Origin of the sequence: Paenibacillus sp. MMS20-IR301 (genome assembly GCF_032302195.1) — a bacterium.
Classification (GTDB): domain Bacteria; phylum Bacillota; class Bacilli; order Paenibacillales; family Paenibacillaceae; genus Paenibacillus_AQ.
On the sequence record NZ_CP135275.1, the window covers coordinates 5419518 to 5442331 of the forward strand.

Sequence of the window (22814 nt, forward strand, 5' to 3'; positions counted from 1 at the left end):
CCTCGCTTTCATCTTATAAAGAAGAGCCGGACAGAATCAGACGGTCGATCATCACAGCCACCTCGGCGCGGGTGACCTGCTTCTTCGGCTGGAATTTGCCGCCGTCTCCCTGCATTAGACCGTTCTTGCCTGCTTCGGCTACACTGGCAGCCGCCCACGAGGAGATATCCTTCATATCCGCATAAGCCGCCGCTGTCTTGCCGCCTGCCGTAAGCTGGAAATGCTTCGAAGCGTTGACCAGGGCTACTGCTGCCTCCTCACGGGTGATGCGCTCACCTGGCCGGAAGCTCCCGTTATATCCGCTCATAATGCTCATGGCAGCAGCTTCCGCTGCCTGCTTGGTATAGTAAGCATTTGAAGGCACATCTGCGAATGGAGTTGAAGCAAAGTTATCCGGAACGCCTCCCGTGCGCTCTACGGCACGCATCAGCAAGGCAGCGAATTCAGCGCGGGTAATGCCTCGTCCGGGTTCATAATGGTCTGCATCCACACCGGTAACAAGCTGCTTGGCCGCAAGCGACTTCACGGCAGATTCCGCCCAGTGTCCGTTCATATCATTGAATTTCTTATCATAGACGAGCAAAGCATAGGTGGAGAAATGTCCAGCCTTGAAAGTTAGCGTACCGTTGTTAATTACCGATCCCGGCACATACTCAGCACTGCTTCCGTCTACATAATAAATCCCGGCAAGCTCCGGATTAAGACCGGCCTGCTGTGTTTCCGTCAGCTTCAGCCTGACATCAGCGTTCTGCGCCAGCTGATGGATTCCATTAGTATTGCTGCCGCTAACTGATTCCAGGTCAAGCGATAGCACAACACCTGTCGATCTAAATGCAGCATTGCCGCTGACGGCCCGGTTAACCAGCGATTGTGCTTCTGCATTCCAGCTTGTGTTAAGGGTAACCCGCAAAATGCCCTGGTCGGCAGCGGTCAGTTTCAAAGCGCCCGCCGGGAAGGAAATTGTACTAGATCCGTTTGTCAGAGTCAGCGTTGTATTTCCCGTATTCAGCACATCCAGGGATTTCGCAGGGAGTTCCAGTGTTATGCCTTGTTCTCCCGCAGCTGCCGGAAGTTCGACTGTGACCTGGCCCCCTGCCTGCTGCATGGCCTGTACCACAGTGTCCGCGCCGACCAGATAATTTCCGTTACTGGACAGCTCCGGCTTGATCCGGGTACCTGATACTTCTCCCGCAGTGGCAGGAATCAAGGCTGGCGGTGAAGCCGGACTGCTGCTTGTAGCACTAGGAGTACTTGTTGTGTCTGGTGCTCCGGTCGGTGCCGGTGTTGGAGCTACTGTTGGTGTTGGCGTCGGTTTTACCGTTGGCACTGGTGTTGCTGTTGGTTTCACCGTCGCCGTTGGTGCAGCTGTCGGTTTTACCGTTGGCACTGGTGTTGCTGTTGGTGTCGGCGTCCCCGGAACCGGTGTCGGTGTCGGCGTCGGCATTCCAGGTTCCCCTTCTCCCGAAACTGTGAAGGTCTCCGTTACTGTAGCTCCACCTGAACCAGCTACTACGGTATAGGTTCCTGAAGGAGCCAGCATCTGACTTGCCGGAATAGCCACCCGCTGGGTGTAGGCTCCGTCTACAGCTCTCAGGACATCAATATAGAATACAGTCTCGGCCGGGCTGACGATTTTGACAACAACCTGATCACTTGGCCCCGCTGTCGTTCCCGACAGTGTGATGCTGCCGCCGCGTCCGGCCTCCTTCCCGCTCAATAGGAGCGTGAAGGGGCCAGCGGCAAAGGCTGCCGCTGGTGAACACAGGAACAATAAGACCATAATGGCCGCTACAACTTTTTTCACCTTAGGATTCCTCTCTTTCCTGTTCACTGAAGTTGGACCGGCTTGGCCAGCTGTCCAGGTGCTTCAAGATTGTTATTAAACTGATCGAATACGAATACCTTGACCCGGAAGTTCCCGCCTTTTACATTGTAGTATTGGGACATCGTTAGTTTGCTGTTCTTGAGCGGGAGCGCATTGATCAGCAGCGGGGTATCCCCGTCCAGCAGTTCGAACACCACATAAGCGCTGCCTGAATAATCTGTCAGGTGATCCAGTGTAACCTCGACCTGAAGCTGATTCTCGCGTTTGAGCACTCCCTCAATCACGTACGTATCTGTAATATCATTTAAAGTGAAAGACTTATCTGAGAGCAGCGCCCCCCCTGCCGGTGTTCCGGCCGCCTCATCACCTTTAATTCGTACCTGAACCATTCCCGCTGCATAGCTGCCGTCACTGATCGGCTGCGGATTCACAGTTACCTGCTGCCAGTTCAACCCTGCGTCAAGGCTGTATTCGTAGGAAGCAGCATCGGTGTAACCGGGTACCGGTGTCCAGCCGAAGGTGTTGCGGGCATCGTCAATGACTGGAGCGGTAGGCGCAGAAGGTTGTTCCCCGCCGGATAGAACAGTAGTCTCGGAGGAGTTATCCCGCTTGTCTACAGCTTTGATGACAAATTCATAATCTACTGCCGGATTGGTTCCGGCTACCTTGTACTCATACTGGTTCTGTCCTTCAGCCGCTGGAACATAAACGTTCCAGTTCATTCCGAGCTTTCCGTTCTTCTCATAGATACGGAAACCTCTTATGGCATCTTCCGCGCTCCGGTCAGCCGGTCTGTCCCAGGTCAGTACCGTAGCCTTGTCCACGGTCCGCTTCGCCGCCAGCTCCTTAACCGCTTCCGGCTTGCTGTCATCGCGGACAATCGTATAGGTATCGAACGGAGACGCTTCACCGGATTTGTAGGAGTTAATAGTAAAGCTGTCTTCCGTCATCGTAATGCCGGAATAGATCGGCATTCTCGGCTGTTCGTAGACAGCCGCGAAAGACGGGTCTACATTTTTATTAACATCGTAGAATTTCGTGCCTGATGAGTTGTTGATCATGTACAGCGTACCGTCCGGATTAAGCGGATTACCGTTGCCATCCTTGGATACATTCTCCACGACCTTATTTCCATACATTTGATTCGAGCGCACATAGACATGGTCATGTCCCTGCAGTACTACGTCGATTCCAAGCTCATCAAAGATCGGATACAGTGTCTCCCGCAGTTCCTTGATCTCATTTTCAGCCGCATGGCCCCCCAGCGAATAGATCGCCTTATGGAAGGCAACGACCTTCCACTTTTTGTCTGTCTGTGCGACTTCTCTCTTCAGCCAGTCAATCTGCTGCTTGAAGGAGTTCTTCTGGCGGTCATCCCAGCCCATGTCCATCGTATTCATGACCATCATGTGGGCATCGCCGTAATCGAAGGAGTAGACACTGCCCGGAGGCAGCGGATCATCGATAGAGTTATTCGGATAATTGAAATGATAGTAGTAGTTATCGTTATAAGGGCCTTCATGGTTGCCGACCGCCGCCATAAGCGGCAGCTTCATCAGAATATTCTGCGGCTTACCGAAATAATCCAGCCATTGCGATTCAAGTGATCCGGCATCCACCTGATCCCCGGTCATGACCAGGAACTTGGCATCCGGATAATCATCCATCCCGTTCTTTAGTGTCTTGGCCCATACCTCATAGTCATTGGTATTTGCTCCTTGAGAGTCGGTCATGTAAAGGAAGTTGTATGCCTTCTCATTCTCCCCCTCAGTCGTGAAGCTGCCGGCAGTACTCCAATTCCCCTCACTGCCTACACGGTATTTATAAGCCGTTCCGGGAGCAAGCCCGGTGGCAATCGCCTTATGGCTGATAAAAGCACCTTTGGTCGAACCGGTAATATTCAGCGTAAGCGCCCGGGTATCAGCCGGATCTCCAACAAAGCGCTGCTTCTCAGGAGAGCTGAAATCTGCATCTGCCGGAACGATCTCTACAATGCTGTCCATAATTCCCGCCGGTGCGCTGTCCGGTCGCTCATAACTTGTATACCAGGCAAAGGAACGGTTGGTTTTCGCTTCGTTCTGGAAGGACATTGCAATTGCAATCGGCGAGTAATCCACTGCCTCTGACATATTATCAGGGCTGTAGGTAAAACTGCCCGCAGCGGTATTATCCGTATATTCCAGTCCAGCCTGCCCGTCATAGGACACGTTCACAATCTGACCGGGCTTCACTATGGAGCCAAGTGTCAGTGTGAGCTGATCAGCAGTACTGCCTTGAACCGCATTCAGGACCGGAATCACTGTCTCTTCTGCCTTAACGGTCAAATGATCAGCCAGAGCAGCCGGTACCGGCTGCAGATCGCCCGTGAGCTGCAGCGCTATACGGTTACCGCCGGAATCCACTTCACCGGAGACGGGCCCGTTATAATTAGCCGGAAGATAGAAGGCAGAGGCAGGCACGATCTGCTTCGTTATTCCCGGACCCGACCAGCGCAGATACAGATTCGAGCCGCCGAAATCTTCGAAATATTCGATTTTGAGGCTGTGTTTCACCCCTGCTTGCAGAGTAACCGGACTGCTTGTCTGCTCCACATCCCAGTCATTCTTCCAGTGATCGATAACGAGCTGGTCATCCAGCCACAGCCGGAACCCGTTGTCACCAATCATATAGAAGGTATATTCACTGGATTCCGGTGCCATGATTTGGCCTGTCCAGCGGATATTGGCATTATCTGCGCTTCCGGCCCACGTCTGGAGCACCGGATCAAGAGTGCTGAAGTTAATCTGGGAATCAATACGGGTGGATTTATAATCACCGAAATCAAATGTTTCGGTACCGGTATAATACTGACCGAGTAGTCCGTGGTCTTGTGAGGCAGTTGCCCCTGATGAAGCGTTTAGTTCGAGGGAAAAGAACGTATCGGAGCTGCTGCCCCGGTCCTGATGTACTTCGGCTGCAATGACATTGGTACCCTTCAGCAGCAGAGCCGGGTCGATATTAAAGTTGTTATCGAGCCGTTCGTCACCGATAGCCGTAGAGGCAGTAGTTTTATAGAGAATTGTCCCCTGCGGCATATTCGTCCGGTAGACTTCCTGACCGTTCAAATATACTACTGCGCCGTCATCACGGACCAGCGTGGCTGCAAGCTTACGGATAGCCGACGGGTCGTCAATTGTAAATTCCTTGCGGTAATACGAGGTTATGAATTTCTGATTGCTGTCCGGCCCGTAGCTGATTCTTGTATTCAAGTCCAGTCCTTTACCGCTGTTGGCATAACCAAGAGGTGCTTGTCCCTGCTTCCACAAGCTATTGTCGAAATAAACATCACGCCATACCGTTGCCTGATCGGAGCCGTCATCCAGATACGACCAGGAACTGTCTCTGGCGATCAGCGGTCCCTCTGCAACAGCAGCTGACAGCAGAGCTTCATTGCCGGCAACAGGTGAGATCCCTCCGTCTGCACCGCTGACAGCAGGCTCTAAAACAGCCCCCGGATGACTACCTGCCTCCCCGGCAGCGTTTGCACCTGTGTCCGCAGGCTCTGCACTGGCCGGAAACACCGGTACATAACCAGCGGTGAACAATGACGTCGTCAGCACTGCAGCTGCAAGCCCGCGGCTTAGCAGCTTAAACCTCTTCTTCACTTCTTTTCCCCCCAAATGAAAGTTATGATCATTTGGAAATAATACGTCTTGAGGTTGAACTGTTCAATGCATGCTTGGTAAAACAATATGCATTTCATGTAAAATTATAAAAAGTTTAATGAAAAATAATTTAATTAAAGGTATATTTATCCATTAATTCCCGCTCTTTATCTCTGAATTTGCATGGATTCAGTGTATAGAACTTACCGTGAGGATAGGAACTGTACCCGTTTAGACAGTGCCGCCGGAAATGTAATCGCAAAGTTAAAATCACCGTAAAATTTACTATGAATTCCAGCGACAAGCGCCAAACTTTATGTATATTTATATCAATTAATGTATAAATTTTTCTATATACAAACAAAAGCAGAACAGCGATCCCCCATGCAACGGAGGATCGCTGTTCTGCATATTGTAAAGCTGTCTTAATGAGCCTCTTCATCCAGGAACGGCTTGTTCACATAGTAATACATCACGCCCATTAATACGCCGCCGCCGATGAGATTGCCCAGCGTGACCGGTACGAGGTTATGTACTACACCGCCCCACGATATCGTACCGGGGTGATTCAGCACAAGCGCAATGGCAAAGGTACACATGTTGGCAATACTATGCTCATAGCCGGAGATAAAGAAACAGAATACGAATAGAACCATGGCGAACATTTTGGCCCCGTCGCTCTTCATCGACATCGGTACGAAGAAGGCGAGGCAAACCAGCCAGTTACAGAGAATGGCCCGGAAGAACAGCTGCAGCGCCGGAGCCTCCATCTTGTGGGCCACCACATTCAGCAGAAAGCTGTTCACCGAGGAATCATGGAACAGTCCGGTCAAAAAAATCAGCAGGGCAAATGCCGTAGCCCCCAGAATATTGCCGATATAGCTCACTACCCACATCCGCACGACCTGGGTCCAGGCCAGCTTGCGTCTTAATGCCGCGTAGGTGTAGTAGAAGGTGTCTCCGGTAAACAAATCCCCGCCGCCATAGGATATCAGGATGATGGCTGCGCCGAATGTGATCGCAGCCATCGGATAGGTCATCGGCGATTGCTCCATATAAAAGAAGTTGCCGGTCTTAAAGGCTACGATAACGCCGAATCCGATAAACATACTGGCGAGCATGGCTCTGGCAATATACCGCAGAATACTCTGCTGGTAAATCTTATTCTTCTTGAGCGCCAGCTTCTCAACCTGCAGCAGTGCCTCGTTCTCCATTTGACCTCCGCATTGACATCGTATTTTCAGTGATTAGAGGCCGTCCTGAGCCTCCGGGTTATTATACCCAATAAACCGCTGGAAATTGCTTGAACCACAGAGAATCAATTATTTATGGAGAAGTCACAGAAAGGCATCTGCCGGTCACCTGCTGTTATCGTCCGGGTCATTCAGCCTGGCAATCGCCTCTGCTTTCTCACTGCTGGCTACGACGATAAGCACAAGTATCAAGCATCCCAGAATCATCAGCCTATCCTCTCCTTCTCCATAGGTCGCCTTAGTGACAACTTATGTGGGAGAGAGGGGTATTATGAATCAGGAAGAAATTTCGGGGATTTAGTCTGAAATACCGCCCTTGTAGTAATACAGCACTTTGTAATTTAGGTCATAGAAAATAATTAAGTATTCTTGGTTACCGCCGCCAGAATACATAGTTCTATTGCCAGTGCTTAAATAATTTTGATGCTTAACCGCATTCTCAACAGTAAATCCTTCTTCTCCTCCCAGTTCACTTTTTGTATTTACTGTATAATAAGAGACCCCTAATTGTGCGTTGTTAAGAATCTCCGAAACATTTATATAGACATTCTGCGATTGCCCGTTGTCTACCTTGTTTATATGAACCCCCTCTGTTAATTCTAGGGCTGAGGAATCCAATACTGGCTGCTTGATGGTGAACTCAACCTTTTGAGTATTATAGGAGACAGGCTCCCCGTCCTTATCATGGAAAACTAGAGTGACGTATTTTTCTCCTGGCAGATTTGGACCATCCAGAATGTAGCCGCCTGAGTACATCCCGTACAGAGGATAAGATACCCCTTTGTTTATATCCGCCTGAGTAACTGGCCCGTCAGTAAAATAGTATCTGAAATTCTTAGCCTTCCTTAAGATAGCACTAGGCATTCCGTTATACTCGGCGCTCAGAGAAGTTCGGTTCAGTAGAAATGGCGAATCTCCGTTTAACAATACACCGCCAATGAGCGGAATAGAAGATAGGGGCCCACTAGTATGCAAAAGGTTCACCTTGGCTTCAGCCTGCTCCAGACGCGGAAGATAGGATGCGTCGAGCAGCTGTTTCTGATTGTTAGTCAGAGCTTCATAAGCCCATCTTGCCCCTTCAATTCTCCGTTCGTCATCGATAGTGATATCGCCGCTGGCTGGAAGGCTGGAGAGGCGGGAGACCGCTAGGTCAAGGCTTTGTTGTTCTGTATAGGAAGCCTCCGCTCGATAATAACCCAGTACTTTCATATTGCGGTCATAAAAAATAATCAAATACTGCTGCTTATCCCAACTGTTAGATAGGGTCACAGTTAACTGCTTGTTATTGTAGAGATATGCAAATTCCTTGAACGCGAGCCACTCCTCCGGACTAAATTCCGGGAAAAATCCGGCAACTTCGGATTGAGAAACTACTGTATAAAAGGCTGCAGTTGGTGCAGCTTGATGCATATATCCGCTGACGTCAATCTCAGAATAGTCACCATAACTGCTTTTTGTAATGACCACACCATCCGTTATCCGGGAGATTGGATTGTCCCATTGTGCAGTAACTACAGGTAGATTGATCGGTTCAGAATAGTATGCTGTTAACTTACCCTGTTTATCGTATAAGCCTACAGTGAGATAAGTGCCAGGCTCCACTTGTCCGAGCATGAAGCTCCTTCCCGCACGAAGATCATACTGATCCGCCCCGTCATTCAGCATCTGCAATTCACTTATCGTTACCGGATTATGGGATATCAGAAATTTAAACGAGCTTGAAGTATAATTCAATAAACCGGGCAAATTCTGCACATCTATCCCAAACGAGGCACTGTTAAGGTAATTCTGCTCACCTGTAGTAACCGCATTAAAATAAGGATATCCCAGACTACCGAGTGGACGGAGGTTTCCGATTGCAGCAACCGAATCGTTCAGCTTATTCTGCAGCTCTGTGCTGACCTTGCCTTTCTGCTCTTCTGACAAACTATCAAATTTACTCAATGCAGCGGCCACCGCATCCTCATCAGCTAAAGTAAGGTCTGCAGCAGCATCCGGTAAAGCTTGAATCCGGGTGAGCGCAAGCTCCAGAGCCTTCTGCTCCGATCTTTTCCAATCCCCTGCGTAATAGTTCAGCGCCTGAAGATTGCTGTCATAGAAGATTACGTAATACGTCTTGTCTGAATTATATTCAAAATACACAGTTCCACTTTCATGGCGGTACAAATAATTCTGGCCTGCCAGGATATCGTCAATCACACTTGCATCATCACCCGGCCCCACGAACGTGTCATGAGCTGTAATCGAGTAATAGACTGCTTGATTTCCGGCTTGCCCGAGCGCCTCAGAAGCATCAATCCGGACATCATAGACATCTGCTCCAACAGAGACTTTGGAAACAGTCACTCCATCATTCAACTCTGAGAAGCGGTCTGATTTCGTAATCGTCATGAGCTTCAGTTCCGTCTTCTGCCTAAAGTAGCCAACTGGCTGATTATCCGCATTATAAAAGACTTGCGTAATATACGGATCGGTGATCCCTTCTAATTGAAAGGCATAAATAGGGAAAACAATCGTTCTATAGAGAGAGTCAAAATGTTCAGGATATAGTTCCCCCGACAACAACTGCTCAACCGGAACAGGACCATTTGAAATATACTGTTCAAAATGGTCTATCTTGGACGCCATTTCGTCTGGAACCAACCTGAAATCAATTGTCAAATTGACTGAATTAGTCATATTTATTGTCTCATTCACAGCAAGCTTCACTCCATCTACAAACGGAATCGCTAATGGCGTGGCTGTTGGAACCGGGGTCGGCGCTATAGTCGGAGTGCTCTGAGATCCGCCACCACCACCACCACCGCCGCCGCTACCAACTGCAGCAGCAGTTGCGGTTGCTTTAGGTGCAGGTGTTGGACTAGCAGACGGCGTTGCAGTTGGCGCCGGTGTCACTGCCAGCTCAGTACCGCTGCCGGTATGTACAGCCGCAGCAGTATCCAGCAGTGACAAGGATTCTGCACGGGTTAAGGCTTTGGCCGGGCCAAAGGTCCCATCCGGATAACCTTTAAGCACTCCTGCCGCAACGGCCGCCGCTACACTCCCTTTGCTCCAGGCTGCGATCTGTCCGGCATCCCTGAATACTGATAGCGCTTCCGTATTACCAGGGCTCAGCTTCAACAGCTTGCTGACAATTACTGCGGCTTCCTGGCGGTTAATCGGTGCATTCGGGCGCATCTCATTATTGAAGCCCTGGATATATCCGGCTGCCACCGCTTTTGACACTTCAGCATATGCCCAGCTTGCAGACGGCACATCCTGAAAACCCACTGTACTTGTTGCTGTGAACTGGTATGAACGGTTCACCAGAGCCATAAACTCCGCTCTCGTAACCGTCTGATTGGGCTTGACCGAGCCATCGGCGAAGCCCTTCAGCAGCCCTTTGTCGAGCCAGCTCTGGATGGTCTGCTGGGCCCAATGGCCTTCATAATCCTTAGTACCCGCTGTCTGTGCCGCCGCTGTACCCATTGAACCGAACAGCAGACTTGTACCCAATATTCCTGCGAGCAATCCATTAAATTTTGTGCTCATTATTACTCTCCCCCGCCAGATAAAACTGCTTCACATTGAATTTATTCGTAGGTCCTAGCTTTCCGCCTATGTCCCCTCCCTGGGACTAAATACTCATTTTCCATAGGTAACATCACCAATAATATCTTATTTGAAAATATTAGTATATTAGATATTTTACGTATCAAATTTCGGGCAAAGTCACACCAAAAAGCCCGCTGAACACCATCAGCAGGCTTCTAATCATTCGTATGTGCCCCCACCGGGTGCAGAATTAAATGTCTCAGTTCAAAAAGCTGCTCAGACCGCTCTCCGCCTGCTTCAAAGCCTGCGGCTGCGAGCCTTCCGTAAGCCCGAGCCGGTTGTTCAGCTGGGTGTTGATCGTTGTCATTTTGGACGTATAATCCTGGCAGCTCTCAATAATCCGCCGGTTGGACTGCTCGGAGGTATCCAGGGCACTAAGCAGATCGCCGATCGCCTGATTCACAGCTTCGAGCGACATGGAGGGCTTGGAGAGCAGCTCCGTTGTCTTCTCGGTCGTTGTGCGCAGGAGCCGCGCATTCTCCTTGAACTGGTCCTCAATCGTCTTGTTGGTTGCTTCCACAGCGTTAATGACATTCTCCTGATCGGCCAGGGACATGGCAATCATCGCCGACACGGTAATCAGGTTGGAGGTCTTATCAATCGCGTTGTTTACGGAATCGATCAGCTTGTCATTGTTATCATTAATGATATCCGTTGCGGCAATCGCCTGATTGTAGAGCAGAATCATTTCGGTCATGGACTGTATCCGTACCATCACCTTGCGCAGTCCCCGTTCCAGATAGGCTTTGCGGAACTCATTCTCCGGCTTGGCGATCTCTACCTCGAACAGCTCCTTCAGTTTGTTGCCGAAGGCTATCTTCGTCTGCAGATTATAAATTTCCTCCATCGAGGTGCGTTTCAGCTGGCGCATGTTGACGATGCTCTCTTCCAGCGTATCGCGGCCATCGCGCAGTCCGGTAATGATGGCATCAATATTGGTGCGGACGGACTGATATTTGTAGACGTAATTTTTGAGCGGGCTCTTGCGCAGCATTTTACCGAAAAAGCTGACGTTCTTGCTCTGCTGCAGCGTCTCACACTCATTCCGCAGCTTCATAATCATATTCGGCACTTCCACCCGCTTGCCGCTCATCAGATCATTCACCGGGCGGTCCAGCAGCTTCAGGGTCTGGCCCGCCTTCTCCTGCGTCTTGACACCAAGCTTGCCGATATCATCCATCAGGGAATCTAGGGCTACCGTGTCGGTTTTGGATACTTGTTCAATTAACTGCGAAGCCTCGGCAACGACTTTCTGCTCATCTTCTTTTCTAAGCTCGATCAACTGTGTGGACATGGTTTTCCTCCTCCTATAATTCGGAACTGCTGTAACGCTGATGAATCAGCTCCGCCTTGGTCTGAAGTTCCATCAGGTCTTTATGTTCGATCGTCGAGGCAATATCCGATATTTTGGAATCGACATCACGCAGACCGTTCAGCAGCATTCTCCGGTTTCTCGTCTTGGCCTCACCGCCCAGACGCAGGAACGGATTGATTACACCGTTCAGGTCCTTCAGCACGAGCCGGCGGACTGTATGGTTGATCTCACCGTTGCCCAGCTCCTGCAGCAGGGGAAGCACGCGCTGAAGTCTGGCGAACAGCGCCAGTGACTTCTCGACAATCTCATTGTCCAGCGTGTCCTTCTGCCCCTCAGAGATGATCATATCCTCCAGGATGCTAAGATACTCCACCACCGGAGCAAACTCCGCTGAGACGGCAGGCTCGGCCCGGTGCTCCTGGCCTGCACGGAGCACCGGAGCTTGTCCTGCAGCGGCGGGCAGGCCGGCTGATGCCTGAGGCGCCGCAGCGGAAGCTGCTGAAATCGCAGCCGGCTCCGGGCCGGCGGGCAGAACTTCCGCCGGCAGATTCACCCTCGTGCGCCTGAAGCCTGTTACCGCATAAGCGGCTCCGGCAACCGGAAGCAGCAGGGAGACCAGCTCGGGCAGGAAGCCCCGGGTCAGTACAGCTAGAGCGTAGCCTGCTGCAGCAAATAATATGACTTTGAATTTGACTTGCATTCTTCTCACCTCTTATGAGCGCGAAGCTTCCACACTCAATTCACGGAATCCGGCACTGCCGATTCTCCGGTTATTCTCATAATCAGCGGCTGCTCTACATGGCTGGCCAGGACGTTGTGTTCGAACTGTGCCGGCTGCACCTCACCGCCAAGCGCACTTTTCACCGCCAAATAAGGGAAGTTGATCCCGGACAGGCAGGAAATGTGCAGACCGCCTGACATCCGCGGGTTAATCTCCAGCAGCTTCGGCACCGGGCCGCTGTATTTCATCTGAATGTTGAAATTGAAAGGAATCCGGTAAGTCGCAGCTACCCTGCGGGCAATCTCTTCAAGCTCCGGAATATGCTCCATCAGCCGCAGGCGTCCGCCTGCCTTGCGGCGCGGTACAGCAGCAAGCAGATTTCCCTGCTCATCAGACAGACAGTCAATGCTGTATTCATAGCCTTCCAGCAGCTCCATAACCATCAGATTAGGGAAGCTGTCAGCTCCGGCCAGAATACGGTATGCATCCTCGAAGGAGATCAGCGGTGTCACATGGCCGAACAGCTCCTCCAGCGGGCTGCGGTTATTATCTATAATACGGAATCCAAGACCGCCTTCTGTCTCCGTAGGCTTGAAGCAGACCTTATGCCCCTTACCGGCAAGATCCTCGTAGGCCGCCTTGAACTGCTCCGCAGTGCTCACCACATGATAGTCCGGAATCGTCATAATTCCGGTAGCCTGGACACTCTCATAGAATTTGCCCTTATCCATAATCATCTCCAGCAGCTCCAGATCGCGGCAGACCAGCACCTTCGTACCGATAGCATCGAACAGGGAAGCATGCAAGGCAATATCCAGCATATGCAGCCGGGGGATGAAGATATCAATTTCATTACGGCGGCAGAAATCGAGGCAGAACTGTACGTATTCCATCCCTGTAAGCGCAGGCTCTGTTCCGGCAACATCAGCGCCCTGCAGCGACATATGCCGGATATCCGGATGGGTGGCAAAGATTTGCACCGGGATGCCGTCTTCATTGTTCCGGATGAGATTCATGTAATGAAAAGCCACGGAAAACCAGCGGTTGAAATAAATATTTACCTTTTTCATTGCGGCCCAACTCCCAGTGCTGTCAAATTATTATATATCTTTTGGACATACTCCATAATCTCATCCCCGGCAAATACCCCCGATTGCTTTGTAAACGGATAATCTAATTCTACTAGACCAGCCTGCTGCTCGGCAAATATTTCTCCATGGCAGGGAGCTATAGCATAATCTGCTGCGGCAAGCAGGCTTTTATCCAGCAGGGAATCGCCGGAGGCGGCCATCGGCTCCGAACGGACGGTGCGGCGGACATGGAGAATGGCATCGCTTTTGTTCACGGATTCCGGCACGACATAAAGCTTGCGTCCCTGCAGCGACACCTTCCAGCCCAGTCCGTCCAGCCGTTCAGCCATGCGGGTAATCTCATCCAGCGGCAATAAGCCACGCTCCACCACATACGTATAGAACAGCTCATCGCAATAACGCTCGCTGATAATCCACTCTGCCCGCACTACAGACCGGACAATACCCGCAGCCTCCCCGGCAGGGGCAGAACCGTTATCCACCAGCCGGCCTACAGCCGCCCGCCATTCCCGGTCCACTTCACCTCTCACCAGAATATTCCCGCCGTTGCTCACGACCGCATAATCCGGAATTACCGTCTCCCGGAACAGATTAATCCGCCGGTACTGGGCAATAGTCCGGGTAGTCACCGGCATGAAAACTATCTTCGCCGCAAGCTCCTGCAGTATCGCCAAAGCCTGCCGCGAAATATACGAAACGGTTCTGCCGTCAACGATCTCGGCCGGAACCAGTCCGGGAGTATCTTCAGGAACACCGATGGCGCTCAGGGAGTAGATCAGCGTGCGGTCCAGATCGCTGGCGTAGATCATTCACTTTCCCCTTTCAACGGCTTAATAATTCCGCAGCAGGAATAAGTAAGTCCCGGGAATACCTCAACAGGCACTCCGCGGTCCTCGGCCAGCAGCAGAATATGCCGGAGATTGGGATTATCCAGCCTGTCGACGAGAATCTTCCAGGGAACTCTGCGCAGCAGCACACGAGTAGTCTCTCCAACTCCAGGTTTGACCAGATTAATGTTGTCAATTCCGAACGTCTCCTGGATGCTGCGGATATCGGCCAGCCCCTGCCAGCTGCTCTCCGGCGGATTCTTCTGCATCTCTTCAGCCATCCGGAGTGCCTCCGCCGCAGCTGCAGCGAAATGAGGGACAACAGCTTCTATGAATACGTTCGACAGGTCGCTATCCAGCCATTCCTTGTAGAATTTAGCCCCGTGAAATTCCTCCGGTCCGATCAGATCATCTCGAAGCACCGTACGGCTCATCAGGCCGGATACCGTAGAGTTCAGGCAGGCGCTGGGAATCAGATAGTCTTCCCGGGTCCCGAATGTTTCAGAACAGTACCCGGGGTCGGCAAGCACTGCAAGATCATCATTCAGCTTAATTCCATATTTGCTGTACAGGCTCTCACAGGCCTCAATCAGCACCTGCCGGATAGCACCCTTTCCTGTCCAGCCGTCAATGAACTGCAGCTTCGCATCACTTCCATGCTGTTGTAGCATATACAGAATTGCATTCTCATCTATCCCTTTGCCACGGATAATGGAGATGCTGTAATGCGGCAGATCCGCCCCGTAGCGCTCCATTATGTACCGTTTGATCAAGACACCTATCGGTGTGCCGGCTCTGGCCAGCGAGACCAGTACTGTACCTGCCGTTCCCCGGCGGGCCACAATCATTTCGGATACAACCGCTACAGCCAGGGCTACCTTCCCCGCCGAATCCCGCAATGTCTCATGGAATAATTCAATGTACTGCTCCGTCGGCTGGTACTCTACAGGAAGCATCTCTGAATAATGCACACCGGACTGGATAGCTACTTCCCGTTCAGCCGTTCCCCGCTCCAGCGATACATTACTCAGATCCTTGAGCAGAAAGGTAACATCCGAAGCCGGATAGCTGCCCAGCGGAACCGGAGGGGATATTCTTTTGTTCATGACCGCTTCAATCTCCATACTCTTCATATCCGTGATCCCCCACTCTCAGGCTCAGAGGCTAATATAATCAGATGTACTTTACTGCCGGCCAGCCGCTGCAGAATATCCGTCATCGGCTTAATCCGCGCCCGCGGTACCTCACGCTCCAGCAGCACAAAGATATCTTCATACTGTCCGGGTTCCACATTGTAGATATAATTCATAATCTCCGGATCGCCGGCTGACGGATAAGCGGCCGCACTATGCACCCCGTAATCCGCACGCTGCTCCGGATGAATCGGACTGCGGGTGGACGACTGATAAGCTACCCCGGCGCCCATCTCTGCAGCAATCCGCATAGGCAGATACATGAACTCGCCTACGCCCATCACCAGGGTGCGGGTGCATTCCCGCAAGCCGCGGAGCAGACCCGCTACCCGGCTTACCCCTTCATCAATTTGCAGGTTATCCGCCCAGTCCAGGCCAAAGCGGCCGCTGAATTTCAAGTAAGGAGCAGGATTAATAACTCCCTGTGCATCTGTCGAAGTCACCGGAAGCCGCTCCAGACCATCAGTCACATAGGTGGTTACCAGCTCTGCCATTGCCCGAGCTTCTTCACCGCCGCTCCCGTTCCCCGCACCCAGCAGCGGAGTGCCCTTCACTTCAATATGGCCCTGGAGCAGGGATAACGCAGTTATCCGGATACCAAGCTCCTGCTCCAGTTCACGGTAGGCCTGAATGTTACCGGCGCTCCGCCAATCAAGGAGCGAAGCCACCACGTACTCCCGTCGCGGGAATTTGGACTGGATATCCCGGATCGTATTGATAGCGGTATTACCCGTTGTAATCTCATCATCCACCAGCACAACCGGTTCTGTTCCCGACAACAGCTTACTATTCAACGCATAACATAAATGGTCTACCGCATGGGAATGCTCTTCTTCGAAGGTTACTACGGACTCCAGCTCGGGAATATGCTCACGGGTCGTATGAATATAGGATGCTCCGCGGGCAAACATATTGTACATGCTGTGTCCCAAAGCGGTAGCGGTTTCGGCAAACCCGATAAAAAGGACAGGCCGCGGCAGAACCAGACATGCAGCAAGCAGGTCGCGATAGGCTTCTTCGGCATATTCCGGATGAATCAGGCCATGAACCGCCTGGTCCATCAGCTTGTCCATCATTTCCCGGTCTGCAGCATCCTCACTCATCTCCAGGTACAGGAGCAAGGCAAGCGCAGCTCCGCTAAGCAGGGGTGTGTAAGGATTAACAGGAATGTGCTTGCCAAGCACTTTGCTGACGAACAGGAAGGAGCGTTTCTTATTGATGCGCGCAGCCATGGCGAATAAGGACTCCACTGGTATATGAAAGGGATTTGCGGTTTCTGTTACCGTAACTTGCAGATTCTCAACGATATTAAATGTGTGTGTATTCGTTCTCGGGCAATAATCCGACAAAATGCTGTTGTTCATGTAACACCCCGTATATTTGAGATCGCAGTAAAATGCGTCTGGCCCAGTTCAAATGCGGCTTAATTTCATTCATCTTGTTGTAGTATTCGCTCTTGAACACTCCACGGCTGCCATCATTACTGTCCACGATACTTAAGGCATCAACATATTCCTCATGCATCACCGTGTACATTGCCTGCACAGGTCTCAGATGGGAAGGATGAATGATGGTCTTGCCGACAATGCCGTTCTCTTTATCCAAAATCACTTCACGGATCAGCCCGTCCATGGCGCTGGTAATGTAATTGTTACGCATCTCGCGGCCGTGCTTGCCATACGTATCTTCAAAAGGCGTCTCCCGCAGCTGCGGACGCAGTACCCGGTGGCCTTTGCTGGCGAAATACTCCCACACAGGGCCTGAAATTACATAGCCCTCTTCCACCCGGCCGAATACATTAATGATATCCGACATGCAGTCACGGATCGGGGTCAGATCATAGATGCTGATATCCGGACTGCGCCGCAGCCCGAACAGGCTGGAGAAATCAGTCGCACCTATTCTTACATTCAGTACATACTCGCGGTATTGGCCCAGCAGGTCCCGGATAGCCAGCAGGCTGTCAATCCGGCTCTCCCGGTAAATAATCGGCGCATTCTCCAGGATCGGCATACCGTACAGGACCGGTGCAGCGTAGCTGCGTGTATCATTGTAATCGGCGATGGCTTCGAAATACTCCACACCGTTCTCTACAGAAAATTTAGGGAAAACAAATCCGGTCAGCAGCGTAATTAACGAGCCTAACCGGAATATCATATCCCGCAGCTGCTCCGGGTTACGCACGCGGATGAACAGCAGCGGCAGACCTCTGGCCGGCTCCCGCTCATTCTCGGCGTACCCTGACAGGAAGGCCAGATGCCTGACGATGGATTCTTCAGCATAATCCACCTCACCGTCACCAATAGCATCCTCCAGATCAATAATGACCGTAACGAGCCCTGAAGCTCTCAACTTAATAATATCTTCAGCAACACTAGCGCGGGTAGCAGGCATATATAGGGCAGCCCCGACGGCGTAAGCCAGTAAATCCTTGCTTGTAGTATGATTGAATGAGACCGGCGGAACATGGAATAATGAAGTTTCTTGCTCTTGCGTAAGGTAATCGAAATATCTCAAGGCCCTTCCTCCTTAATGTTGTGCGGAACACACAAAACGAATAGCCTCTCCTTATAGGCAAGCAGAACCAGCTATGCCGTCCTCTCGGGGACGGCATCCGGCTTTCTCAAATACAAGCAAAGGCCATGCTATAACATATAACGATTACCCGGAAGTACAGAGAGTTTACCCTTCCCGTAAACCCCTGCCCTCCTGTACTGCTATGAACGTAAACCAATCAGGTGAATCAGGCTCTGCGGTTTGCCTCTTTCTTGCGTTTACTGGAGCTGTAAATAATGGTCCCTACAAATACCGCAATCAGAATTGCGAAGAACACCACATGCGGCAATTCGAAGCCGAATGCCCCGGCAAGCATTTTACCGGCAATCAGTGCAATGAGCAGGAATGCCGTCTGTTCCAGTTCAGGATATTTCGCAATCAGCTTGAGGAATACCTGTGCCACACCACGCATCATCAATACGCCGAGGATACCGCCCAGGAAGAGTACCCATACCTCTTCACTCAGACCGAAGGCAGCCACCACACTGTCAATACTGAACGCTACGTCCATTAGTTCAACCATTAGTACGGTCTTCCAGAAAGAAGCGCCTTTGTTCTTAACCTCGCCGTCTTCTCCGCCGCCCTTGAATAATCCTTTGTAAGCAATATAGAAGAGGTACAGCGCACCAAGAACCTTAACGAGTGTGAATTTGACCAGATAAGTACCCAGACCGATCGCCAGGAATCTGAATAAGTAAGCCCCGATGATACCATAGAACAACGCTTTGCGCTGCTGCTCCTTCGGCAAGTGCTTAACCATAACTGCCAGCACCAGCGCATTATCTGCAGAGAGCAGGCCCTCCAGCAGAATCAGGCTCCCGATAATCCCCCAGCTGACAGGATCGGAGAGCGTTCCTACAACGTCACTCCATGAGAAGAAATGCCCATAATTCTCGCCGATGCTTCTAAAAAAATCACTGAACCAGTCCATTCCACCTGCGCCTCCGGTATAATATAATTATTTGCTTCCTGCTACCCAGCGCAGCCCCCAGCCGTAAGCCTCATCCAGCTCCCTGTGACCGCTGAAATATTGTACAAGACGTTCAATACTGAAGGTCTCATTACCCACATTCGTGATCATCGCGATAGCGCATAAGCCTTTACGGTTGTTGTGCTCGTCCAGATTAACAACAATATCCGGTCCTCCATCCTGCTTCACGGTAACTACCCCGTCCGCCTCAGACCAATTGGTAACTCCCTTATAAATAAAAGCAAAAACCAGAATCCGTTCAATCCGTGCAACCTTACTTCCGTTTATACGCAAATTCTCGCCGGATGTTACGGAGCCTGTCCGGTCATCTCCATCGAGCATGACATAAGGCTCCTGCTGCAGGCTGCCGAACAAATTGCCGAGTGCCTGCACAACCCCCTTGCTGCCGTCCTTCAATTCATACAGGCAGGCAAGATCCAGATCCACGCCGCCCTTATTGCGGCTGAACAGCCCGCCCTGCTTCTGATTCCAGTTGAGGTTAATCACCAGCTCTCCAAGACCGGAAGCAGATTTCTTCAGGTTGATGGAATCCCCCTGCTTCTTCAGCTCAATCTTCTTCAGATTGAGGTTCAGCGGCGGTGCTGACGGTTCAGCCGGCTTTGGCGGCGGAGGCACCTGAAGCGGCGGACGCTGCGGCGGCGCCGGGGGCTTCACCGGCTCCGGCGGAGGCGGCGGTGCCGGCTCGTCCTCCACCTCAATGCCATAATTGCCGCACAGTGCTTTGAGTCCGCCTGAGAAGCCAGCGACAATTGCACTGAATTTCCACTCACCGCCATATCTATATAATTCTCCTACCACAACAGCTGTTTCCACAGAGAAATGATTTCCCAGGTTACACCGCAGAAGCTCCGCTCCCGTAGCCTGATCCAGAATCCGGCACTCTGCGTCACTCATTTGTCCGAACATCTGCTTGCGGTTCTCACCATCATACAAGGTAAGGCTAAAGGCAATTTTCGCTATATGAGCTGGAATCTTATCAAGCTGGACCTCAAACTGCTTCTGCCCGCCCGAAGCGGCCCCAGGTACATCCTTGTACCTGAAATACGGCGTAGACGGATTATTATAAAAGATCAGATCGTCGTCACTTTTCACTTTGCCTTCTGCTCCAAGCAGAAATGCCGAAGCATCAATATCCATGGAGGACGGTGCTTTCCACCTGACATCCACAATGATGCTGCGGACTCCCGGATTTCCTTTGGTCAGATCTGCCTTCTGCCCCTTAATCACTTCTGTACTCATTCTTACGCCACCTTTATTCATGGATAAGAGCGAATCTACAAAACAACCCCACAAAGTGGGGCTATGCTTAGCTTTTAAAAAGGGCAGGATCGTTAATGATCCCGCCTTTGAAGCTGTTATTGTGCATCCAGTCCGTAATTCTTGCAAAGAGCGCTTAGCCCGCCGGCAAATCCGCTGCCGATCGCCTGGAATTTCCAATCCGCCCCGTGGCGGTAGAATTCACAGAAGACAACGGCTGTCTCGGTGGAGAAATCCTCACCCAGGTCAAACCGCAGAACTTCGCGGTCACTGGCTGCATCAACAACCCGAACAAACGCATTGGATACCTGTCCGAAATTCTGAACCCGAGCTTCATAATCATAGATGGTTACTGTAATCCCGATGCGCTGGATATTGGCCGGCACCAGGCTGAAATCTACGATGATCTGCTCATCGTCCCCGTCCCCTTCACCCGTACGGTTATCGCCTGTATGGGTTACGGAGCCTTTGCCGCCGCTTGGGTTGTTATAGAATACAAAGTCATCTTCGCCTTTAGCCTTGCCGTCCTCATGCAGCAGAAATGCTGAAGCATCGAGGTCGAAATCCTTGCCGCCGCTATACTTGTTTGTATCCCAGCCAAGTCCTACTACTACCTTCGTCAGGCCCGGATTGGTCTTGGTAAGATCAATCCGCTGCCCTTTGGAAAGACTGATTGTCACTGGCAAATACCTTCTTTCCTATAAGTAATAATCCAAGAGTAATCCAGGCTTATTGCAGGCCGTAATCGCGTGTCAGACCGGAAAGGCCGTCCTTGTAGCCGCTGCCGATGGCATTGAACTTCCATTCTGCACCATTACGGTACAATTCGCCGACCACTACGCCTGTTTCAACGGAGAAATCTTCACCGAGGTCAAAGCGGATGAGTTCCTCGTTGTTTGCATCATTTACGATACGCACGTATGAGCGGGAGACTTGTCCAAAGTTCTGGCTTCTGGATTCAGCTTCATAGATTGTAATGGTAAAGGCAATCTTGTCCACATCTGCCGGAATGTTCAGCAGATCTACCTGAACCTGCTCATCGTCCCCGTCACCTTCACCTGTACGGTTATCGCCGGTGTGAACAACTGAAGCATTCTCATTCTGCTTATTGTTGAAGAAGATGAAGTTCGATTCTTTATCCACCTTGCCGCTGGCATTAGTCAAGAATACAGACACGTCAAGGTCGAAATCCTTGCCGCCGTCATATTTATTCGTATCCCATCCGAGGCCGACAGTGATTTTGGACAAGCCCGGATTAGTTTTGGTCAAATCGATTTTTTGCCCTTTGGATAAGTTAATAGCCATGAATAGAACCCTCTTTTCTCAAATTGGAATTAGATGTACCGTTCTGCCAGCTGATTAATATGTGCCGCGTGAGCGCCTTCACCGATGGCTGCAAATTTCCATTCTGTACCGTGGCGGTACAGCTCGCCGCAGATCAGTGCCGTGAAGCCTGTGTAATTGTCTGTCAGATTGAACTTAACCAGTTCACTGTTTCCGGAAGCATTGATAATCCGGATATACGCCGATTTAATCATCCCGAAATCCTGCTTGCGGTTCACCGCATCATAAATGTTGACTACAACCAGCACTTTATGGACATCGGCAGGAATCGACTTCAGATTTACCATGATCTGCTCGTCGTCCCCTTCTCCTTCGCCTGTCAGGTTATCTCCCGAGTGAACTACGGAGTTGTTCGCATTCTGTTTGTTGTGGAAGCAGACAAGATTCAGCTTATTGGTCAGCTTGCCATTCTCGCTCAGCAGCAGCGCTGAGGCATCACAGTCGATATTCGCCTGTTTCTTGATCCCAAAGAAGCCTCTTGCCGGTTCAGCCGGGTCCCAGCCCAGTCCTACAATTACGTTAGACAGTCCGGCATTTCCTTTGGTTAAATCGATCTTCTGACCTTTTACCAGATTAATTCCAGCCAACTTTACGTACCTCCGTTTCCGAGTAGATATCAGCTTGCGGGTGTTCTAACAGTGATACGATGGATAGGCAGCCTAAGTTTCATCCAATTCCCGGATGTCTTAGCGCTGCAGCTACAGGCTGAATTCGCTTGGGCTCAGTCCGAGCACGCTGCAGATATTCCGCACAACCGTTTTCTCATGCTCATCGAAGTCACCGTCAGCCGCACCAATCGCGGAGCATACGCCTACAATTACACGGCCGACCTCCGGCTTGCCGCTGAATTTAGCAATGGCTTTGAGCGCTTCCTGCTTACCGATCTCCGGAGAGAATTCGAAGTTGTTCACATAGAAATTGAACTGGTTGATGACATCTCTCATGTCAAACACCTTCAGCTCATTGCTCAGGTTCATATATCCGGCCATTTTGTTCTTCTCTGAATCCTCAATCTTGCCGTCAGCAGCAGCCACAAGCGCACAGCCTGCAACTACCGCGTTCATAAAGTCTTTATTTTTGAATTTCTTAACCTGATCCGTCAGTCCGTTTTTTGTCGTATTCAGCCAATTTTTGAATGTGCTCATCGTATTCTCCTTCTATCATATGTTGTAAAGAAAGATATCCCCGAGCCTCCTCTCCGCC

General features: G+C 51.0%; 17 protein-coding genes. All 17 read right to left on the bottom strand.

What is annotated here, in order from left to right:
* Window positions 1-13: 13 nt before the first annotated feature.
* The gene (locus tag LOS79_RS23080) at window positions 14-1804 is read right to left on the bottom strand and encodes an S-layer homology domain-containing protein (RefSeq protein WP_315412632.1); all 1791 of its coding nucleotides are present in this window, start codon (window positions 1802-1804) and stop codon (window positions 14-16) included.
* Between the two features lie 23 nt (window positions 1805-1827).
* A complete protein-coding gene (locus tag LOS79_RS23085) occupies window positions 1828-5469 on the bottom strand; it encodes a PA14 domain-containing protein (protein WP_315412634.1) in 3642 nt (1213 codons plus the stop codon).
* Window positions 5470-5894: 425 nt separating this feature from the next.
* Window positions 5895-6683: a formate/nitrite transporter family protein gene (locus LOS79_RS23090; RefSeq protein WP_315412635.1), complete on the bottom strand. Its 789-nt coding sequence runs from the start codon at window positions 6681-6683 to the stop codon at window positions 5895-5897.
* A gap of 336 nt (window positions 6684-7019) precedes the next feature.
* Window positions 7020-10253, bottom strand: a complete 3234-nt coding sequence (locus LOS79_RS23095) for an S-layer homology domain-containing protein (RefSeq protein ID WP_315412636.1) — start codon at window positions 10251-10253, stop codon at window positions 7020-7022.
* Window positions 10254-10515: 262 nt separating this feature from the next.
* Complete coding sequence (locus LOS79_RS23100; protein ID WP_315412637.1) at window positions 10516-11610, bottom strand: toxic anion resistance protein; 1095 nt, start codon at window positions 11608-11610, stop codon at window positions 10516-10518.
* A 13-nt stretch (window positions 11611-11623) separates the two neighbouring features.
* On the bottom strand, window positions 11624-12331 hold the full coding sequence (locus tag LOS79_RS23105) for a hypothetical protein (RefSeq protein ID WP_315412638.1): 708 nt from the start codon (window positions 12329-12331) through the stop codon (window positions 11624-11626).
* Window positions 12332-12366: 35 nt separating this feature from the next.
* Window positions 12367-13422, bottom strand: a complete 1056-nt coding sequence (locus tag LOS79_RS23110; protein WP_315412639.1) for an ATP-grasp domain-containing protein — start codon at window positions 13420-13422, stop codon at window positions 12367-12369.
* On the bottom strand, window positions 13419-14252 hold the full coding sequence (locus tag LOS79_RS23115) for a hydrolase (RefSeq protein ID WP_315412641.1): 834 nt from the start codon (window positions 14250-14252) through the stop codon (window positions 13419-13421). The genes LOS79_RS23110 and LOS79_RS23115 overlap by 4 nt, the downstream gene beginning before the upstream one ends.
* Window positions 14249-15403, bottom strand: a complete 1155-nt coding sequence (locus LOS79_RS23120) for a cysteine protease StiP family protein (RefSeq protein ID WP_315412643.1) — start codon at window positions 15401-15403, stop codon at window positions 14249-14251. Before LOS79_RS23120 ends, LOS79_RS23115 begins: the two co-directional genes overlap by 4 nt.
* Window positions 15400-16695: a phosphoribosyltransferase family protein gene (locus LOS79_RS23125; protein WP_315422411.1), complete on the bottom strand. Its 1296-nt coding sequence runs from the start codon at window positions 16693-16695 to the stop codon at window positions 15400-15402. The genes LOS79_RS23120 and LOS79_RS23125 overlap by 4 nt, the downstream gene beginning before the upstream one ends.
* Before the next feature lie 76 nt (window positions 16696-16771).
* The gene (locus LOS79_RS23130; protein ID WP_315412645.1) at window positions 16772-17980 is read right to left on the bottom strand and encodes an HpcH/HpaI aldolase/citrate lyase family protein; all 1209 of its coding nucleotides are present in this window, start codon (window positions 17978-17980) and stop codon (window positions 16772-16774) included.
* Between the two features lie 226 nt (window positions 17981-18206).
* On the bottom strand, window positions 18207-18950 hold the full coding sequence (locus tag LOS79_RS23135) for a TerC family protein (protein ID WP_315412647.1): 744 nt from the start codon (window positions 18948-18950) through the stop codon (window positions 18207-18209).
* 27 nt (window positions 18951-18977) lie between these two features.
* A complete protein-coding gene (locus LOS79_RS23140) occupies window positions 18978-20249 on the bottom strand; it encodes a TerD family protein (RefSeq protein WP_315412649.1) in 1272 nt (423 codons plus the stop codon).
* 116 nt (window positions 20250-20365) lie between these two features.
* Window positions 20366-20947: a TerD family protein gene (locus tag LOS79_RS23145; protein WP_315412651.1), complete on the bottom strand. Its 582-nt coding sequence runs from the start codon at window positions 20945-20947 to the stop codon at window positions 20366-20368.
* 49 nt (window positions 20948-20996) lie between these two features.
* Entirely contained in the window at window positions 20997-21572 is a 576-nt protein-coding gene (locus LOS79_RS23150) for a TerD family protein (RefSeq protein ID WP_315412652.1), read from the bottom strand.
* 29 nt (window positions 21573-21601) lie between these two features.
* The gene (locus LOS79_RS23155) at window positions 21602-22198 is read right to left on the bottom strand and encodes a TerD family protein (protein ID WP_315412653.1); all 597 of its coding nucleotides are present in this window, start codon (window positions 22196-22198) and stop codon (window positions 21602-21604) included.
* A 111-nt stretch (window positions 22199-22309) separates the two neighbouring features.
* Window positions 22310-22756, bottom strand: coding sequence for a tellurite resistance TerB family protein (locus tag LOS79_RS23160; protein WP_315412655.1), 447 nt, complete (start codon window positions 22754-22756; stop codon window positions 22310-22312).
* Window positions 22757-22814 lie beyond the last annotated feature (58 nt).

Coding starts and splice junctions, on each gene's coding strand:
- LOS79_RS23090 (WP_315412635.1), bottom strand. CDS start 6,683: ATGGAGAACGAGGCACTGCTGCAGGTTGAGAAGCTGGCGCTCAAGAAG.
- LOS79_RS23095 (WP_315412636.1), bottom strand. CDS start 10,253: ATGAGCACAAAATTTAATGGATTGCTCGCAGGAATATTGGGTACAAGT.
- LOS79_RS23100 (WP_315412637.1), bottom strand. CDS start 11,610: ATGTCCACACAGTTGATCGAGCTTAGAAAAGAAGATGAGCAGAAAGTC.
- LOS79_RS23105 (WP_315412638.1), bottom strand. CDS start 12,331: ATGCAAGTCAAATTCAAAGTCATATTATTTGCTGCAGCAGGCTACGCT.
- LOS79_RS23110 (WP_315412639.1), bottom strand. CDS start 13,422: ATGAAAAAGGTAAATATTTATTTCAACCGCTGGTTTTCCGTGGCTTTT.
- LOS79_RS23115 (WP_315412641.1), bottom strand. CDS start 14,252: ATGATCTACGCCAGCGATCTGGACCGCACGCTGATCTACTCCCTGAGC.
- LOS79_RS23120 (WP_315412643.1), bottom strand. CDS start 15,403: ATGAAGAGTATGGAGATTGAAGCGGTCATGAACAAAAGAATATCCCCT.
- LOS79_RS23125 (WP_315422411.1), bottom strand. CDS start 16,695: ATGGCTGCGCGCATCAATAAGAAACGCTCCTTCCTGTTCGTCAGCAAA.
- LOS79_RS23135 (WP_315412647.1), bottom strand. CDS start 18,950: ATGGACTGGTTCAGTGATTTTTTTAGAAGCATCGGCGAGAATTATGGG.
- LOS79_RS23140 (WP_315412649.1), bottom strand. CDS start 20,249: ATGAGTACAGAAGTGATTAAGGGGCAGAAGGCAGATCTGACCAAAGGA.
- LOS79_RS23150 (WP_315412652.1), bottom strand. CDS start 21,572: ATGGCTATTAACTTATCCAAAGGGCAAAAAATCGATTTGACCAAAACT.
- LOS79_RS23160 (WP_315412655.1), bottom strand. CDS start 22,756: ATGAGCACATTCAAAAATTGGCTGAATACGACAAAAAACGGACTGACG.